At 64.9% G+C, this 19019-nt stretch carries 12 protein-coding genes and 2 tRNA genes; 3 read left to right on the plus strand and 11 right to left on the minus strand.

The annotated features are described in order from the left end of the window. Nucleotides 1-269: 269 nt before the first annotated feature. Both purL and TK49_RS11930 read right to left on the minus strand, forming a co-directional pair. Entirely contained in the window at nt 270-4364 is a 4095-nt protein-coding gene (purL, locus tag TK49_RS11925) for a phosphoribosylformylglycinamidine synthase (RefSeq protein ID WP_045786891.1), read from the minus strand. 149 nt (nt 4365-4513) lie between these two features. Continuing rightward, nucleotides 4514-5077 carry a winged helix DNA-binding protein gene (locus TK49_RS11930; RefSeq protein WP_045786892.1) on the minus strand — a complete coding sequence of 188 codons (564 nt, stop codon included), beginning with the start codon at nt 5075-5077 and terminating at the stop codon, nt 4514-4516. 86 nt (nt 5078-5163) lie between these two features. Here TK49_RS11930 and TK49_RS11935 point away from each other — a divergent pair, with 86 nt between their 5' ends. Beyond that, nucleotides 5164-6759 (plus strand): NAD(P)H-hydrate dehydratase, encoded by a 1596-nt coding sequence (locus TK49_RS11935; protein WP_045786893.1) that lies wholly within the window; start codon nt 5164-5166, stop codon nt 6757-6759. 68 nt (nt 6760-6827) lie between these two features. After that, a complete protein-coding gene (gene pgi, locus TK49_RS11940; RefSeq protein ID WP_045786894.1) occupies nt 6828-8447 on the plus strand; it encodes a glucose-6-phosphate isomerase in 1620 nt (539 codons plus the stop codon). A gap of 4 nt (nt 8448-8451) precedes the next feature. Here pgi and TK49_RS11945 read toward each other — a convergent pair whose 3' ends face one another. Next, entirely contained in the window at nt 8452-9162 is a 711-nt protein-coding gene (locus TK49_RS11945) for an ABC transporter ATP-binding protein (protein ID WP_045787865.1), read from the minus strand. 61 nt (nt 9163-9223) lie between these two features. Between TK49_RS11945 and TK49_RS11950 the strand changes: the two genes are divergently transcribed. Then, nucleotides 9224-9844, plus strand: a complete 621-nt coding sequence (locus TK49_RS11950) for an arylesterase (protein WP_045786895.1) — start codon at nt 9224-9226, stop codon at nt 9842-9844. An 82-nt stretch (nt 9845-9926) separates the two neighbouring features. Here the strand turns inward: TK49_RS11950 and TK49_RS11955 are convergent, their stop codons facing one another. The 8 genes from TK49_RS11955 to tig all read right to left on the minus strand — a co-directional run bounded on the left by TK49_RS11955 (nt 9927) and on the right by tig (nt 18851). Beyond that, nucleotides 9927-11873: a SurA N-terminal domain-containing protein gene (locus TK49_RS11955; RefSeq protein WP_045786896.1), complete on the minus strand. Its 1947-nt coding sequence runs from the start codon at nt 11871-11873 to the stop codon at nt 9927-9929. A 155-nt stretch (nt 11874-12028) separates the two neighbouring features. After that, nucleotides 12029-12105 (minus strand) — tRNA-Asp (locus TK49_RS11960). A 47-nt stretch (nt 12106-12152) separates the two neighbouring features. After that, nucleotides 12153-12228: transfer RNA gene (locus TK49_RS11965), tRNA-Val, on the minus strand. A 76-nt stretch (nt 12229-12304) separates the two neighbouring features. Further along, nucleotides 12305-12577: an HU family DNA-binding protein gene (locus TK49_RS11970; RefSeq protein ID WP_045786897.1), complete on the minus strand. Its 273-nt coding sequence runs from the start codon at nt 12575-12577 to the stop codon at nt 12305-12307. Between the two features lie 158 nt (nt 12578-12735). Beyond that, a complete protein-coding gene (gene lon / locus TK49_RS11975; RefSeq protein WP_045786898.1) occupies nt 12736-15150 on the minus strand; it encodes an endopeptidase La in 2415 nt (804 codons plus the stop codon). Between the two features lie 210 nt (nt 15151-15360). Beyond that, nucleotides 15361-16635 (minus strand): ATP-dependent Clp protease ATP-binding subunit ClpX, encoded by a 1275-nt coding sequence (gene clpX, locus TK49_RS11980; protein WP_045786899.1) that lies wholly within the window; start codon nt 16633-16635, stop codon nt 15361-15363. Nucleotides 16636-16822: 187 nt separating this feature from the next. Further along, on the minus strand, nt 16823-17470 hold the full coding sequence (clpP, locus tag TK49_RS11985) for an ATP-dependent Clp endopeptidase proteolytic subunit ClpP (RefSeq protein ID WP_045786900.1): 648 nt from the start codon (nt 17468-17470) through the stop codon (nt 16823-16825). 34 nt (nt 17471-17504) lie between these two features. Further along, the gene (tig, locus tag TK49_RS11990; protein ID WP_045786901.1) at nt 17505-18851 is read right to left on the minus strand and encodes a trigger factor; all 1347 of its coding nucleotides are present in this window, start codon (nt 18849-18851) and stop codon (nt 17505-17507) included. Nucleotides 18852-19019 lie beyond the last annotated feature (168 nt).

The raw sequence follows: 19019 nt of genomic DNA on the forward strand, positions 1-19019 counted from the left end.
ATAGACCCATGGGCCCGGCGCTGATCTTGGAGAGGCATGACCGTGGCGCGGTTGACCCGTTCTTGTGTTGTCGCTTTCCGGTGCGCCGCCGGGTGGATGCATTCTTCGGCTGATAGAGCGTGGCGCATGCGGGCGCAATATAACACTTGCCTAAGGAATATTGCCGCGGCCATCTCAGGCCGGCCGCGTGGATGCGTACCCGTGGCGACGGGCCAAAAAAAACGCGCCGAGTGGCCCCGGCGCGTTTTGCATTGCTGCGGCAGAACAGGTCAGCCCATCCACTTCCGCGCGTTGCGGAACATCCGCATCCACGGGCTGCTGCCGTCGCCGGCGGTCTCCCATTCCTTCGGATGCCAGCTCATCTGCACGGCCCGGAACACGCGTTCCGGATGCGGCATCAGCACGGTGAAGCGGCCGTCGTGCGTCGTCACCGACGCAATGCCCTGCGGCGAGCCGTTCGGGTTCAGCGGATACGTCTGCGTGACTTCGCCACGGTTGTCGACGTAGCGCAGGCCCACGGCCACCTTGCCGATGTCGCCCTGCTGCGAGAAGTCGGCATAGCCTTCGCCGTGCGCGACGACGATGGGGATGCGGCTGCCTTCCATGCCCGCGTAGAAGATCGACGGGGATGCCTCCACCTGCACGGTGACCAGGCGGCCTTCGTATTGCTCCGACTGGTTGCGGGTGAACTTCGGCCATGCACCGGCGCCCGGGATGATCGGGGCGAGGTTCGCCATCATCTGGCAACCGTTGCACACACCCAGCGCGATCGAATCGGTGCGGTTGAAGAACGCCGCGAACTGCTCGGCGAGCATGCTGTTGAAGAGGATCGTCTTCGCCCAGCCTTCGCCCGCGCCGAGCACATCGCCGTAGCTGAAACCGCCGCAGGCGACGAAGCCCTTGAAGCTGGCGAGGTTCGTGCGGCCGGCCAGCAGGTCGCTCATGTGGACGTCGTAGGTGTCGAAGCCGGCCTTGTCCATCGCATAGGCCATTTCGACTTGCGAGTTCACGCCCTGCTCGCGCAGGATCGCCATGCGCGGGCGGGCGCCCGTGGCGATGAACGGCGCGGCCACGTCTTCCGCAATATCGAACGTGAGCTTGGGGGAGATGCCCGGGTCTTCAGCGTCGAGGATGCGGTCGTATTCGCTCTGCGTGCACTCGGGGTTGTCGCGCAGGCTGGCGATGCGCCAGGAGACATCCGTCCAGGTGCGTTGCAGTTCGATGCGGGAGGCGCTGAACACCTTCCTGGCGTCGCGCCAGATCTCGATGTGGTCGTTGGCGTTCGGTGCGCCGATGACGTGGCTGCAGGCGGCCAGGCCGTGCTCGCGCAGCACCGCGAAGACGGCATCGCGCTGCGCCAGCGGCACCTGAATGACGGCACCGAGTTCTTCGGCAAACAGCGCGCGCAGCGTCAGGTCGGCGCGGCGGCCGGAGATCTGCTGCGCCCAGTTCTTGGCGTCGCCGTAGTCGGATTCATGCGCGCCGTCGAGCGTCAGCATGTCGACGTTGATCGACACACCGCAGTGGCCGGCGAAGGCCATTTCGCAGACGGTTGCCCACAGGCCGCCGTCGGAGCGGTCGTGGTACGCCAGCAGCGAACCGCTGGCGTTCAGTTGCTGGATGGCGGCGAAGAAGCGCTTGAGGTCTTCGGCGTCGTCCACGTCGGGCACGCTGTTGCCGATCTGCTGCGTGACCTGGGCCAGGATGCTGCCGCCCATGCGGTTCTTGCCGCGGCCCAGGTCGATCAGGATCAGCGTGCTGTCTGCCGGCGCGTTGGCCGATTCGACCTGCTTGAGCTGCGGCGTGAGCGTCTTGCGCACGTCCGTCACCGGCGCGAACGCCGAGACGATCAGCGAGACCGGCGCGACGACTTCCTTGGCAACGCCGTCGTCTTCCCACTTGGTGCGCATCGACAGCGAATCCTTGCCCACCGGAATGCTGATGCCGAGCGCCGGGCACAGCTCCATGCCGACGGCCTTCACGGTGTCGTACAGGCGGGCGTCTTCGCCGTTCACGCCGCAGGCGGCCATCCAGTTGGCGGACAGCTTCAGCTGCGTGAGCGAATCGATCGGTGCGGCCGCGATGTTCGTGATGGCCTCGCCGATCGCCATGCGGCCCGATGCCGGTGCGTTGATGACGGCCAGCGGCGTGCGCTCGCCCATCGTCATCGCCTCGCCGGCATAACCCTTGTAGTCGAGCGTCGTGACGGCCACGTCGGCCACCGGCACCTGCCACGGGCCGACCATCTGGTCACGCGTGTTCAGGCCACCGACGGTGCGGTCGCCAATGGTGATGAGGAACGACTTGCTGGCCACCGTCGGATGGCGCAGCACGTCGCGTGCGACGACTTCCAGGTCCAGGCCGGTGACATCGACTTCTGGTAGCTCCTGCGCGACGCGGCGAACGTCGCGGTGCATGCGCGGCGGCTTGCCGAGCAACACGTCCATCGGCATGTTGACCGGGAAGTGCTCGGGGCTGTCGGCCGGGGCGCTGCTGTCGACCACTTGCAGCTGCTGTTCGTCGGTCGCAAAGCCGACCACCGAGAATGGCGCGCGCTCGCGCTCGCACATCGCCTGGAAGCGCGGGAAATCGCCCGGGGCGATGGCCAGCGTGTAGCGCTCCTGCGATTCGTTGCACCAGATTTCGGCCGGGGAGAGCCCCGATTCTTCCAGATGCACCTGGCGCAGGTCGAACCGTGCGCCCTTGTCTGCGCCGTCCACCAGTTCCGGGAAGGCGTTCGAGATACCGCCCGCACCGACGTCGTGGATCGACAGGATCGGGTTGTCTTCGCCCAGCGCCCAGCACGCGTTGATGACTTCCTGCGCGCGACGCTGCATTTCGGGGTTGCCGCGCTGGACGGAGTCGAAGTCCAGGTCGGCGGTATTGGTGCCGGTGGCCATCGAGCTGGCCGCGCCGCCGCCCATGCCGATGCGCATGCCGGGGCCGCCCAGCTGCACCAGCAGCGTGCCGGCAGGCAGGCCATGCTTGTGCGTGTGCCCGGCATCGATGTTGCCAATGCCGCCGGCGATCATGATCGGCTTGTGATAACCGCGCACGGTGCCGCCCACGTTCTGCTCATAGACGCGGAAATAGCCGCCGAGGTTGGGCCGGCCGAATTCGTTGTTGAACGCAGCGCCGCCGATCGGGCCTTCGATCATGATCTGCAGCGGCGAGGCGATCCGCTCGGGCTTGCCGACGGGGCCCGGTGCCGCTTCATCGGGATTGCGGTGCGCCATGGGCTGGGCCGCATCGCGGGCGTTTTCCCACGGCTGCACGGCGTCGGGCAGCAGCAGGTTCGACACGGTGAAGCCCGTCAGCCCGGCCTTGGGCTTGGCGCCACGGCCGGTCGCGCCTTCGTCGCGGATCTCACCGCCCGCGCCGGTCGACGCACCGGGGAACGGCGAGATGGCTGTCGGGTGGTTGTGCGTCTCCACCTTCATCAGCGTGTGCGTGAGGGCTTCGCGGCGGCCGTACTGCGGCACACCCGTCTCGCCTTCCGTGCCTGCGCGCGGGAACCAGCGCTCGGCCATGCCGCCTTCCATGATGGCGGCGTTGTCCGAATACGCGACGATCGTGCCCTGCGGCGCAAGCTGGTGCGTGTTGCGGATCATCGCGAAGAGCGACTTGTCCTGCTGCTCGCCGTCGATCGTCCAGTCGGCGTTGAAGATCTTGTGGCGGCAGTGCTCGCTGTTGGCCTGCGCGAACATCATCAGCTCGACGTCGGTCGGGTTGCGTTCGAGCTTGCGGTAAGCATCGACGAGGTAGTCGATTTCGTCGTCGGAGAGGGCCAGGCCCATCTCGACGTTGGCGGCTTCCAGCGCCTGGCGACCGCCGGCGATGTCCACAAAGCGCAGCGGCTTGGCCGGCAGCACGTCGAACAGGCCGTAGCCGGCCTCGCGCGTGTCGACCACGGTTTCGGTCATGCGATCGTGCAGGTGCGCGGCGACGGCGGCGCGGGTGGCGTCGTCCAGGTGCCTGGCAGTACCGGTCAGGCTGCGGATCAGCCCCTTCCTGCACGTCACGGTGAATTCGACGCCCCGCTCGATCCGGTGGATCTGCGGCAGCGCGCAGTGGCGGGCGATTTCCGTCGCCTTGCTGGCCCACGGCGAGATCGTGCCGAAGCGCGGGATGACCACGAAGCGGTCACCCTCGACATCGGCCGGGGCGGGCGAACCGTAGGTCAGCAGCGCTTGCACACGGGCAGCCTCATCGGCCGACAACGGCGTGTCGGCGGCGACGAAATGCAGGTATTGGGCACTGACGGCATCGATGTCCGGATCGATGCGCTTAAGGGTGGAAAGCAGGCGTTGCTGGCGGAAGGCGGACAGCGCGAGAGCGCCGGGGAAGCACGAGAAATGCGCCATGGTGGGCAAGGCAGGCAGTAGCAGGAAGAGGAGGTTTCCCGGCGTGCGCGGGAAAACCGCTATTGTACCTTGCCCAAGCGTTGTTACCGACCGTCAAATCACCCTGAAATCGCCCATGAACAGCCGTTGCCGCGGCTGGAACGCGCGTTTCACAGCGACGTTGCGGAGCGCGCTGCCTGTTCGTAGAGCCCGGTCAGCACGCGCAGCAGGCGCGCGAGTTCGCCAATCTCGGCATTTTCTTCGCCGCCGGGCGAGATATTGCTGGTCAGGCACTGCTCGCGGATCTCGCGGTAGCGGGAGCAGGCCGTCTCGCCGGCCTCGGTGGTGGTGTATGTGACTTCCTTTCCGTTGCGCGTGCCCTCCACCAGCCCCATGCCCTGCAGTTTCTTGAGCGAATACGTGACGAGGTGGGTGTCTTCCACATTCAGCACGAAGCAGATGTCGGCCAGCCGCTTGGCGCGGCCCCGGTGGTTGACGTGGTGCACCACCAGCACGTCCAGGAAGGTCAGGTCGCGCACCCCGGCCGCCGCCATGCAGCGCACGCACCAGCGGTTGTAGGCGTTGTAGGCCGTGTTCAGCGCAAATTCGAACTCCGACAGCTCCGGACTGCGCAGCGATACGAGGTGCGACGAAGACACGATCGGACCACCTTTTCCACCCTGGCTGGCGGCTTGCGGGACATCGGCTTTCGGGGTGGTCGGCGGCTTGGACATTGCAACGGAGCTGGGAAAGGAAGGAAAACGCGGGCTATTGTAAGAGAATAGATCGTCATGTCTGTCCTGGTGGATCCGTAGTTCTCATGCCTGAACACCGCACTTGGCGGGAAATCCTCATCGACGGCGCGCTGGCCGCGCACCATGGCGCCGACCTGCTCTTCGGCACCGCCGGCATCCGCGCGCTGGAGGCTGCCGCCTACCGCACATTGGAGCCTTTCACACTGATGGCGCGGGCCGGTGAAGCCGCCGCCGACTGGCTGCAGACGCGTGCCCCGCACGGCCACCTGCTGTTCGTTGCCGGCCCAGGCAACAACGGCGGGGATGCGCTCGTGGCCGCCACCGTGCTGCATCTGGGCGGCCGCGCCGTGACCGTGTGGCTGGCTGCGGACCCGGCCCGGCTGCCCGACGACGCCCGCCGCGCCTGGACCGAAGCCTGCGCAGCGAATGTGCCGATCGAAACGCTCCACACGCCCGCCTCGGTGCCCGCGACGGCAGCCGCCATCGTCGATGGGCTCTTCGGTGTCGGGTTGGCGCGGCCGCTGACGGGGCTGCATGCCGCGCTGGTCGACACCATCAATGCCAGCGGCCTGCCCGTCTACGCGCTCGACATCCCGTCCGGGCTCAATGGCGACACGGGGCAGCCGCCCGCGCCGGATTCTCCCGTCATTGCAGCGCGCGGCACGATCACGTTTCTGGCGCCCAAACCGGGGCTGCTCACCGGCAGCGGCCGCGACGCCTCCGGCGATATCGCCTTGGCGGACCTGCAGGCCGCACAACCGGCCCACGACGGCGTGATCGAAGCCGATGCATGCATCAACGCGCCGGCGCGCTGGCTCACGCATGTGCCGCGCCGGCGCCACAATGGCCACAAGGGCACATACGGTAGCGTGGCGGTCGTGGGCGGCGCGCAGGGCATGGTGGGCGCGCCGCTGCTGTCGGCGCGCGGTGCGTTGTACCTGGGTGCCGGGAAAGTGCACGTGGTGTCGCTTGCCGCCGATGCGCCCCGCGTTGATCCCGCGCAGCCGGAACTGATGCTGCACACATGGGGCACGGTCGACGCGGCCGACATGCAGGCGCTTGCCATCGGCCCGGGCATGGGCACCGGCAAGGAGTCGGAGGCGGCCCTGGCCCATCTGCTGGATCGCATGCTGTCGACCCGCACGCCTGCCGTATTCGACGCCGATGCGCTGAACCTTTTTGCCAAGGCGCCGGCTCTGCTGGCCCGGCTCACGCAGCTTGCTGAAAGTGGCGTGCCGATGGTCCTGACGCCGCATCCGCAGGAGGCGGCACGGCTGCTGCACAGCGATGCGCGCACCGTCCAGCAAGATCGTCTCGCAACAGCCAAGGCGCTCGTTAACCGGACGGGCGCCGTCGTGGTGCTCAAGGGTTCGGGCTCGATCATTGCGGCGCCCGGCATGCCGCCCGCCGTCAACCCGACCGGCAACGGCGGCCTGGCGACCGGCGGCACGGGCGACGTGCTGACCGGCATGATCGGCGCGCTGCTGGCCCAGGGCATGGGCGCGCACGAGGCTGCACTCGCCGCCGTGTGGCTGCATGGCCGCGCAGCGGATGACCTCGTCCAAGCCGGCGTCGGACCCATCGGCCTGCACGCGAGCGAACTCTGCGCCCCTGCGCGCCGGGCGCTGAATGCGCTGCTGGCGTCGGACGCTCGCCGATAGAACCGGTCCCATCGCGCCGCTATACTGCGCATTCCCCTTCGTTCTCCCTTACGCCGATATCACGCTGTATGCCCATCGCCCTCCCCGCCTGGCAATCCCTGACGCAACATGCAGAATCGATCCGCGCGGCGCATCTGCGCGACTGGTTTGCCGCGCCGGACGCCGAGCAGCGCGTGCACGCCTTCACACTGCAAGCCGCGGGCCTCACGGTCGACTATTCGAAGAACCGCATCACGCAAGACACGCTCGCCCTTCTGCTGCAACTCGCGGACGAAGCCGGCGTGCTCGCGTTGCGCGACGCCATGCTGCGCGGCGAGCGCATCAACAACACGGAGCATCGCTCGGTGCTGCACGTCGCGCTGCGCGGCCACGCCGAAGACGACTACCGCGCCGACGGTGAAGCCGTCATGCCTGAGGTCCTGCGTGTGCGCGCCCAGATGCGCGACTTTGCAGACCGCGTGCACAGCGGCGCGTGGACCGGCCACTCCGGCCAGCGCATCACCGACATCGTCAACATCGGCATCGGCGGATCGGACCTCGGCCCGCGCATGGTGTGCCGCGCGCTGGCGCATCTGGCTGTGCCCCAGGTGCGCGTGCATTTCGTCTCCAATGTCGACGGCACGGACCTGGCCGAAACGCTGGACCACCTGAACCCGGACACCACGCTCGCCATCGTCTGCTCCAAGACGTTCACCACGCTCGAGACGATGGCCAACGCGCACAGCATGCGCCGCTGGTTCGTCGAGCACGGCGTGGCCGAAGACAAGCTGAAGCAGCATTTCGTGGCCGTTTCCACCAACCGGGAGGCGGTCGTCCAGTTCGGCATCGATCCGGAGAACATGTTTACGTTCTGGGATTGGGTCGGCGGGCGTTTCTCGCTGTGGTCGGCGGTGGGGCTGTCCATCGTGCTGGCGATCGGGCCGCAGCAGTTCGAGGCGATGCTCGACGGCGCCCGTGCGATGGACCGTCACTTTGCCACCGCCGCCCCGCGCGAGAACCTGCCGCTCATTCTCGGGATGCTGTCGGTGTGGTATCGCGGCTTCTTCAATGCAGCAAGCGCCTGCACGGTGCCCTATTGTGCGCCGCTGGAATTGCTGACCGACTTCATGCAGCAACTGGAGATGGAGAGCAACGGCAAGTCGGTGCAGCGCAATGGCGCCACGGTCGACACAGACACCGGCCCCATCGTATGGGGCACGGCCGGCACCAACGGCCAGCATGCGTATTTCCAGCTGATCCACCAGGGCTCGCAGATTGTGCCGGTCGATTTCATCACCACGCTGGAGCCGGTGCGCAGCCTGCCCGGCCATCACGCCAAGCTGCTCGCCAACTGCTTCGCCCAGGGCGAGGCGCTGCTGCGCGGACGGACCGCCGATGAAGTCCGTGCGGGCGGCGTCACGGACGAGGCCCTGGTACCGCACATGGTGTTCGAGGGCAATCGCCCAAGCACGACCATCCTGATGGAGCGGCTCGATGCCGCCTCACTGGGCGCGCTCATCGCCTGCGCAGAACACCGCACCTTCGTGCAAGGCGCGGTATGGAACATCAACTCGTTCGACCAATGGGGCGTAGAGCTCGGCAAGAAACTCGCCAAGCCGATCCAGGCCGAACTGGAAGGCGCGCCCGCTTCGGTGGCGCATGACGCGTCCACGGCCGCGCTGATCCGCCGCGCCAAGGCCGCGCTCTGATTGGTCAGAGCTCGGTGACGGTTTCGTCGCCGATCAGGTGCCCCGCCTCGATGGTCAGAATGCGGCTGCAGCGCGCGGCCACGGAGCGGTCGTGCGTCACCAGCACGAGCGTGGAACCGGCGCTGCGGTTCAGTTCGAACATCAGCGCGATGACGGCCTCGCCGGTGGCCGTGTCGAGGCTGCCCGTCGGCTCGTCGGCAAACAGGATGTCGGGCTCGGTCACGAACGCGCGGGCCAACGCCACGCGCTGCTGCTCGCCGCCGGACAGCGTCTTCGGATAATGCGACAGCCGCGCCCCGAGGCCCACGCGCTCCAGCAGGACGGTGGCGCGCCGACGCATCTCGGGGCCGCTTGCACTGCCCTCCAGCTCCAGCGGCAGCATCACGTTTTCGAGCGCCGTCAGGTGCGGCAGCAGCTGGAACGACTGGAATACGAATCCCACATGGCTGCCCCGCACGGCCGCCCGGCCGTCTTCATCGAGGCTGAAGAGCTCGTGGCCGAGCAGCTTGACGCTGCCAGAGGTCGGCAGATCCAGTCCCGCCAGCAGACCGAGCAGCGTCGACTTGCCCGAGCCCGAGGCACCGACGATGGCCAGCGTCTCGCCGGCTTCCACCCGGAAAGCAACATCGCTCAGAATAGGCAACTCACCGGTGGCATCGCGCACGGTCTTGTGCAGCGAATCGACTTCAATCACCCAGGTAGCGGCAGACGACATGATGGAACGAGTGGGAAGTAAGAGGCGCAGCGTGAAGGCGTTGGTAGCGGCGCTCGGCTGCATGGCGTTTGGCGTGCTGCCGGTCGGGCAGCCTGCAGCAGCACAGGAGGCGACAACATCGCGCCGAATCGTGGTGCTGGGCGACAGCCTGTCGGCTGGATACGGCCTGGCTCAGGGCACCGGCTGGGTTGCGTTGCTCGACAAGCGCATCAAAGAACGGAAGCTCGATTATAGCGTCGCCAATGCCAGCATCAGCGGCGACACCACAGCGGGCGGCCGCTCCCGGCTGCCCGCCGTGCTGGCGCGCGAAAGGCCTGCCATCGTCATCCTCGAGCTGGGCGCCAACGATGCGTTGCGCGGCCTGTCGCTCGCCTCCAGCGAGACCAATCTGAAGGCCATGATCGAGGCGTCGCAGGCGGCTGGCGCCAAGGTGCTGCTGGTTGGCATGCGCATCCCGCCGAACTACGGGCCCGATTACAGCGAGCGATTCTTCGCCACGTTCGGCAAGCTGGCCCAGCAATACCATGTACCGCTCGTCCCGTTCCTGCTCGACGGTGTTGTGCAGCGCCAGGACTGGTTCCAGGAAGACCGCATCCATCCGGTTGCCGCGGCACAGCCGGTGATGCTCGACAACGTGTGGCCCAAGCTCGAGCCGCTGCTCAAGCGAGGACGCGGCCATTGATTTGCGCGCCCGGACCCGCCGCGTCATAAAAGAAAAAGCCCCCTGCGACGGGGGCTTTTCTGCTAGGTGCAGCAGCGTGCTTTCAGGACGCGTCGTCTGCCGTGTTGGCGGGCTTGGCGGCGTCGATCACGCTATTGTTGATCTTCACCTTCGAGCGTGCTTTCAACGCTTCGTAGTAAGCGTTGAACTCGGCCTGGCCTGCCACCTGCCCCAGTTGCTGCGCATCGGCAGCACGGCGCGCCTGATCTGCGTTGGCCGGCGGCAGCACCTTGTTGATGCGGTACAGCGCATAGCCCTGGGCACCCAGGTCGACACCGATGGTCGTGGGCAGCTTGCTTGCGTCGGCGCGCAAGATGGCGGTGAGCGCCGCGGGAAGCGTGCCCTGCGCCTGCTGGCGCGACACCGTCTGCACCGCGCCGAAGCCTTCGGCACTGTTGCTCTGCTTCACGGCAGCCAGCTTTTCTTCGCCCGCCTTCTTGGCCAGCGCTGCGGACTGTTCAGCAATCACCTTGGCCTTGACCTGTTCGCGCACGTCGGCCAGCTTCTTCACCGTCGCCGGGCGGTATTCCACCACGCGGGCCGCCACCAGCGTGGTCGGCCCCACCTGGATGGCCGGCGTGTTGCGATGGTTCTTGATCACGTCGTCGGCAAACAGGGCCTTGAGCACCTTGTCGTTGGCGACCGGGCTGTTGGCCAGCGCCGGGTTGGACGTGCGCGTCACGTTGTCGGCCGTCTGGATCTGCAGCTTGAGCTTGTCGGCCACCGGCTTCAGGCTGTCGGACTGGTCTTCAACCGTGTTGGAGAATGCATCAGCCAACTCGGAGTACTTCTTGTTGGCCAACTGCGTACGCACCTCGCGCTCGAGCTCGGGCTTGACCGCCTCCAGCGGCTGCACGCCGCCGCCCTTCACCTCTTCCAGCTTGATGATGTGGAAACCGAAATCGCTTTCCACCACGTCGCTGATGTCGCCCGGCTGCTTGAGCGCGAACAGCGCGTTCTCGAACGCCGGCACGGTCGCGCCCTTGCCGAGAAAGCCGAGCTCCCCGCCCTGCGCCGCCGAGCCCGGATCGCCCGAGTACTTCCTGGCCAGTTCGGCAAAACTTGCCGGGTTCTTGCGCACCTCGGCCAGGACTTCTTCGGCCTTCTTCCTGGCGGCCTCCTTGTCGGCAGGCTTCGCGTTGTCCGGCAGCTTGATCAGGATGTGGGCGGCACGGCGCTCTTCCGGCGTCTTGAAACGCGCGGCGTTCTGGTCGTAGTACTCCTTGATCTGCTCGGGCGTGACCGGAATCTGCTTCATCATGTCTTCGCCCGAGAACACGACGTACTCGGCCTTGACCTGTTCCGGCACCGAGAACTCCTGCTGGTGCGCGTCGTAGTAGGCCTGGATGGCCTTGTCGTCCGCATTGACCTTGGCAGCATAGTCCGCCGGCTTGAACAGCAGCGCCTGCACCTCGCGCTGCTGGTCGCGCGCCTGGATCAGGCGGTCGACCAGCGACTTCGGCACGAACGCCGTCGACACGATCGATTGCGGAATCTGCTGCTGGGCCAGTTCAAAGCGCAGGTTGCCCTCCAGCTGCTCGGGCGTCATGTTCTGCGCGGCCAGCAGGCGCACGTAGGCTTCCTGATCGAACGAGCCATCGGGCTTGCGCAGCGCGGCCACAGCGGGAATCTGCAGGATCGTGTCGCGGATCTTTTCGTTCGACACGTTCAGATTTGCACGCGCGACTTCATTGGCGAGCACGCGCTGCTGGATGATGCCGTCCAGCACGTCACGGCGCATCTGCGGGCCCTCGAACTGGCGCGGATCATATTGGGCGCCCAGCATCTGGCGCAGGCGTTCGGTCTGCTCGCGCACGCGCGCGTCGACTTCGTTGGTGGAGATGACCTTGCCGTCGACCTTGGCGGCATCGTGCGAGCTGTCCATGAAGCTCGAATAGCTTTGCACGCCAAAGAACACGAACGACGGGAACACCAGAATCAGCAGCACCAGAAACATCAAGCGCCGATGCGTACGTACGAAATCAAGCATGCTGGACCGGGGGTGAAGGGAAGATGGAAAATCCGGCGATTCTATCAGGTGCCGCCGACATCTCCGACAATCGCGGCGCGACGCACAGGCACACGCCAATGCATCGGCCGCAGAAAAGACAAAGGCCCGAACGAATCGGGCCTTTGTGCAAATTCTGGCGGAGCGGACGGGACTCGAACCCGCGACCCCCGGCGTGACAGGCCGGTATTCTAACCGACTGAACTACCGCTCCAGATTGGGTCGGACTGCACGACCTGCCGAGAGCGGCACTGCGAACGATGGTGGGTGCTGAGAGGCTCGAACTCCCGACCTACGCCTTGTAAGGGCGCCGCTCTACCAACTGAGCTAAGCACCCGTTCGCACTGCCGGCGCAAGCCGGACTGTCCGGCGCATGCGTTCGTTGTCACCCGAGCCGCAAGCACCAAAGCCCGCTAGTTTAGCGCATCTTTCAGCGCTTTGCCAGGTTTGAATTTCGCAACCTTGCCGCCCTCGATGGTGATGGCGGCCCCCGTGCGCGGGTTGCGCCCGTTGCGGGAAGACCGTTTGCCGACCAGGAATGTCCCGAACCCGACCAGCGTGACGGATCCGCCGTCACACAACGCGTCCTTGATCCCGCCGATCAACGCGTCGATGGCGCGCCCGGCGGCAGCCTTTGACATGTCAGTCTGTGCCGCCACATGGTCGATCAGATCTGTCTTGTTCATCGTGCCACCTCCCCGAACACCCGCTCAGTGTGGATTCATTAAAGTGGCCGCCTATCGACGTGTCAAGGCGAAGAACTGCCTACACCGCACCGCCGCCCGACAAAGAAAAAGGGCCCGAACATGTCGGGCCCTTTTTCAATCGCTACACGCTGGAGTTGTCAGTGGTGCACCATCTCCTGCGCCTTGCCGTCGTCGCTCTTCGCGGGCGCCGGCTTGGCTTCCTCTTCGGGCAGCGGCTCGGGCTTGCGCACCAGCGCGAGCTCCAGCACCTTGTCGATCCACCGTACGGGTTGGATCTCGATGCTGTTCTTCACGTTGTCCGGAATGTCGGCCAGGTCCTTGACGTTCTCTTCCGGAATCAGTGCCAGCTTGATGCCACCACGGTGAGCCGCCAGCAGCTTTTCCTTCAGGCCACCGATCGGCAACACCTCGCCGCGCAGCGTGATTTCGCCGGTCATTGCCACATCAGCGCGCACCGGAATCCCGGTCAGCACCGACACCAGCGCCGTCGTCATCGCAATACCTGCCGACGGGCCGTCCTTGGGCGTCGCACCTTCGGGCACGTGGATGTGGATGTCGCGCTTCTCGAACATCTCATCCTTGATACCCAGGCGCGCCGAACGCGAACGCACCACCGAGCGCGCAGCCTCGACCGACTCCTTCATCACGTCGCCCAAGGAACCGGTGCGGGTGATGTTGCCCTTGCCCGGCATCAGCGCGGCTTCGATGGTCAGCAGATCGCCGCCCACTTCCGTCCATGCCAGGCCGGTCACCTGGCCGACCTGATCTTCCTTGCCGGCCAGACCAAAGTCGAAGCGACGCACGCCTAGGAATTTGTCCAGGTTGTCCGAATCCACCTTCACGGACGTGCCGGCTTCCTTCTTCAGCAGCAACTGCTTGACCACCTTGCGGCAGATCTTCGAGACCTCGCGCTCGAGCGAGCGCACGCCGGCTTCCCGCGTGTAATAGCGGATGATGTCGCGCAACGCGGCTTCGGTCACCTCGATCTCGCCGGTCTTCAGACCATTGTTCTTGACCTGCTTGGGCAGCAAGTAGCGGCGGGCGATGTTGACCTTCTCGTCTTCCGTGTAGCCCGACAGGCGAATCACTTCCATCCGGTCGAGCAGCGGCGCCGGGATGTTCAGCGAGTTCGACGTTGCCACGAACATCACGTCCGACAGGTCGAAGTCCACCTCGATGTAATGATCCTGGAACGTGTGGTTCTGTTCCGGATCCAGCACTTCGAGCAGGGCCGACGATGGGTCGCCGCGGAAATCCGCACCCATCTTGTCGATCTCGTCGAGCAGGAACAGCGGATTGCGCACGCCGACCTTGGTCAGGCTCTGCAGGATCTTGCCCGGCATCGACCCGATGTACGTACGGCGGTGGCCGCGAATTTCGGCCTCGTCGCGCACGCCACCCAGCGCCATGCGCACGAACTTGCGGTTCGTCGCACGCGCCACCGACTGGCCCAGCGAAGTCTTACCGACGCCCGGCGGCCCCACCAGGCACAGGATCGGCGCCTTCACCTTCTCGACGCGCTGCTGCACTGCGAGGTACTCGAGAATGCGTTCCTTGACCTTCTCCAGACCGTAGTGATCCTGATCCAGCACCTGCTCGGCGTTGGCCAGGTCATTGTTGACCTTGCTCTTCTTGCGCCACGGCAAGCCGACCAGCGTGTCGATGTAGTTGCGCACGACGGTTGCCTCGGCCGACATCGGCGACATCAGCTTGAGCTTCTTGAACTCGGACTCGGCCTTCTTCTTGGCCTCCTTCGGCATGCGGGCGGCCTTGATCTTCTTGTCCAGCTCTTCAAGATCGGCGCCTTCTTCGCCTTCGCCCAGTTCCTTCTGGATGGCCTTGACCTGCTCGTTGAGGTAGTACTCGCGCTGGCTCTTTTCCATCTGGCGCTTGACGCGGCCGCGGATGCGCTTTTCCACCTGCAGGATGTCGATCTCGCCCTCCAGCTGCGACAGCAGGCTCTCCAGACGTTCGGTCACGTTGAACATCTCGAGAATCTTCTGCTTCTGCTCGAGCTTGATCGGCAGATGCGCGGCGATCGTATCCGCCAGACGACCCGGCTCGTCGATGCCCGACAGCGAGGTCAGGATCTCCGGCGGAATCTTCTTGTTCAGCTTCACGTACTGATCGAACTGCGACACGATGGCGCGACGCAGCGCCTCGGTCTCGGCCGATTCAGTGGGCTCCGGACCGACGGGCACGGCTTCGCAGAAAAAGTGCGATTCGTCGTCGGTGACGGACAGGATGTTGGCGCGCTGCGTGCCCTCGACCAGCACCTTCACGGTGCCGTCCGGCAGCTTCAGCATCTGCAGGATGTTGGCGATACAGCCGACCTCGTAGAGGTCCTTATCGGTCGGCTCATCCTTGGCCGCCGTCTTCTGGGCAACCAGCATGATGCTCTTGCCCGCCTCCATCGCGGCTTCGAGCGCCTTGATGGACTTGGGGCGCCCCACGAACAGCGGAATCACCATGTGCGGAAACACCACCACGTCACGCAGCGGCAACAGCGGCAGGCGAATCTGCTCAGCGGGTAAAAGTTGGGTTCCGGACATTATTTTCCCCAGAAAGTCATGTAAGGGCTAAATTGGGCGCGGCAACGTTTTTACAAGACCGTTGCTGCAAGTCGCATGCCGACCCGGTTTCCCGAAGCAAAAAAAGCCGCTCGCGTGCGAACGGCTTCCTGCATGGGACGCATACGGCGCATCCCGGCCGAGCATTCGCGTCAGAACCAGCACAGCCCCGGTGGGGCCGTGAGCCGGCTCTCAGTTGGAACCTGCAACCTTGGGCTGCTCTTCGTAAATCAGCAGGGGCTTGCCGTCGCCGGAGATCGTGCTCTCGTCGATCACCACCTTCTGCACGCCCTTGTGGTTAGGGAGGTCATACATCACATCCATCAGCGCATGCTCGACGATGGAACGCAGACCGCGCGCCCCCGTCTTGCGCTTGATCGCCTTGCGGGCAATCGCCGTCAGCGCGCTTGGACGGATTTCCAGCTCCACCCCTTCCATCGCCAGCAGCTTTTGATACTGCTTGACGATTGCATTCTTCGGCTCGACCAGAATCTCCATGAGGGCTGCCTCATCGAGCTTGGCCAGCGTCGCCACCACGGGCAGACGGCCGATCAGCTCGGGAATCAGGCCGAACTTGATCAGGTCTTCCGGCTCCACCTGGGGCAGCACTTCGTTGACGTCGCGTTCTTCCTTGCTCTGCACTTCCGCGCCAAAACCGATGCCGGTCTTGTCCGAGCGCTGCATGATGATCTTCTCCAGACCGTCGAATGCCCCGCCGCAGATGAAAAGGATGTTGGTGGTGTCAACTTGCAGGAAATCCTGGTTAGGATGCTTGCGGCCACCTTGCGGCGGAACCGACGCCATCGTGCCTTCAATCAGCTTGAGCAACGCCTGCTGCACACCTTCGCCGGAAACATCCCGCGTGATCGAAGGGTTATCCGACTTGCGCGAGATCTTGTCGATCTCGTCGATGTAGACGATGCCGCGCTGGGCCTTGTCCACCTCGTAATTGCAGTTCTGCAGCAGCTTCTGGATGATGTTCTCGACGTCTTCGCCAACGTAGCCGGCTTCGGTCAGCGTGGTGGCATCGGCGATGACGAAGGGCACGTTCAGCAGACGTGCCAGCGTTTGCGCAAGCAGGGTCTTGCCCGAGCCGGTCGGCCCGATGAGCAGAATGTTGCTCTTGGACAGCTCGACATCGTCCTTCTTGCCGAGGTGCTTCAAACGCTTGTAATGGTTGTAGACCGCAACCGCCAGGATCTTCTTCGCCTGCTCCTGACCAATCACGTATTGGTCAAGGCTCTGTCGAATCTCGTGCGGCGTGGGCAGGTCGGACTTGACGGCCAGGCCACCTTCCTTTTCGGAGATGGCGGCCTCATCCCGGATGATCTCGTTGCACAGGTCGATACATTCATCGCAGATGAAGACCGAGGGGCCGGCAATCAGTTTCTTGACCTCATGCTGGCTCTTGCCGCAGAACGAGCAGTACAGCAGCTTTTCGCCAGTCGAGCCTTTCTTGTCCGCCATAACGATAACCAGTAGTTCCTGGCAGCATCATACGCCAAATTATCTGGCGACGATCCGCAGGTGTTGTACAAAGCAAAAACGAGGCGCGAAGCCTCGTTTTTGACACCGCTTGACATGTTTGGTGCAACCGCCGGTGTGCCGCGCGCGACACCGGCTACCGTGCACACGCGTGCGCCCTCCCGATACTTCAGCGCTTGCTGATGACCTGGTCGATCAGGCCATACTCCTTGGCCTGCTCGGCGCTCATGAAATTGTCGCGATCGGTATCGCGGGCGATCTTGTCGACCGGCTGGCCGGTCACCTCGGAGAGCACCGTGTTCAGGCGCTCGCGCAGATACAGAATCTCGCGGGCCTGGATTTCGATGTCCGAAGCCTGACCGCGTGCACCGCCCAGCGGCTGATGAATCATGATGCGCGAGTTCGGCAGCGCCAGGCGCTTGCCCTTGGCACCGGCTGCCAGCAGAAAGGCGCCCATGCTGGCGGCCATGCCCATGCACAGTGTCGACACGTCCGGCTTGATGAACTGCATCGTGTCGTACATCGCCAGGCCGGACGACACCGACCCGCCGGGCGAGTTGATGTACAGCGAGATGTCCTTGTCCGGGTTCTCGCTTTCGAGGAACAACAGCTGTGCCACCACGAGGTTGGCAGTCTGGTCGTTCACCTCGCCCACCATGAAGATCACGCGCTCCTTGAGCAGGCGCGAGTAGATGTCATAGGCGCGCTCGCCGCGGCCAGACTGCTCGACCACCATCGGCACCAGACCGAGCCCCTGCGTTTCGAGCGCGGAAGCCTGGGTGCGGGCGAGTTGATCGATCAGTTCATTGCGGATCATGCGGTTCTCCGGTGCTTAAACTCAGCGGGTCGAATCAGCCTTGCGCCGGCGTGGCGGTCAGCTCTTCGAACGACACGGTCTTGTCGGTGACCTTGGCCTTGTCGCACACAAAATTTACCACGTTGTTTTCGAGCACGTAGGCTTCCATCTCGGCCAGGCGCTGCTGGTCGCCGTAGTACCAGCGGATGACTTCCTTCGGATCCTCGTAGCTCTTGGCGAACTCTTCGATCTCGGCCTTGACCTGCTCCGGCTTCGCTTCCAGGCCGTTGGCCTTCACGACTTCGGCCAGCACCAGGCCCAGCTTCACGCGGCGCTCGGCCTGCTGCGCAAACATCTCGGCCGGGATCGGCATGTTCTTGGCATTCGGCATGCCGCGCGCTTCCAGATCGCGGCGGGCCATTTCCACCAGACGCTCCTGGTCTTGCTCGACCAACGACTTCGGCACGTCCAGCTCGGCCACCTTCAGCAGCGTTTCCATCACCTGATCCTTGAGCAGCGCGTGCGTGCGGCGCTTGACTTCACGCTCGAGGTTTTCGCGGATGTCGGCGCGCATCTTGTCGAGGTTGCCGTCGGCGATGCCCAGCGATTGCGCGAAGGCCGCGTTGACTTCCGGCAGGTGCGCCCACTCGACCTGCTTGAGCGTGACGGTGAACTCGGCGGTCTTGCCGGCAACGTCCTTGCCGTGGTAGTCCTCGGGGAAGGCCAGCGGGAAGGTCTTCGACTCGCCCCGCTTCAGGCCCAGCGTGGCTTGCTCGAACTCGGGCAGCATGCGGCCCTCGCCGAGCACGAAGCTGAAGCCTTCGGCCTTGCCGCCGGCAAACTCCACGCCGTCGATCGTGCCGACGAAGTCCACCGTCACGCGGTCGCCGTTCTGGGCGACGGCTTCGCCGCCGTCACCGTGCTCGCCGGCCTCGCCGCGCGGGTGGTAGTGCACGCGCTGCTTGCGCAGGATGTCGATGGTCTTGTCGATTTCGGCGTCGGTGATCTCGGTCTTGGTGCGGGTCAGTTCTGCACCGGCCAGGTCGCCGATCTTCACCTCCGGATACACCTCGAAGGTGGCGTCGAAGGCGAACTGGTCATCGGCCACGCCTTCGGTCTTCAGTTCGAAGCGCGGTTGGCCGGCAACCTTCACGCCCTGCTGGTTCGTGATGTCGAAGAACTGGCGGGCGGCCTTGTCGAAGCGCACCTCGAGTTCAACCTGCTGGCCGTACTGCTTTTCGACCATCTTCATCGGCACCTTGCCCGGGCGGAAGCCGGACATCTTGACGGTCTTGGACAGACGCGCCAGACGGCTTTGCTTCTCTTGCTCCACTTCGGCCTTCGGGACGGCCAGGGTCACCTTGCGATCGAGTTTGCCGAGGTTTTCAATGACAGTCGACATGGTCGTAATTCCAGATTCAGAAGAAAGTTGCGTCGAACGGCGCAGCGCCAGCAGCAGCCGTGGTTCAGTTCTTGGTCTTGCCGGGCTTGCACCGAATGCGACGCGCGGGCCGCATGGGCGGCTTGAACGGTGCAATGGGCGCGTTCGGGCTGGCAAACGCAAAACGCA

This window comes from Ralstonia mannitolilytica, from assembly GCF_000954135.1.
In the GTDB taxonomy this organism is placed as follows: domain Bacteria; phylum Pseudomonadota; class Gammaproteobacteria; order Burkholderiales; family Burkholderiaceae; genus Ralstonia; species Ralstonia mannitolilytica.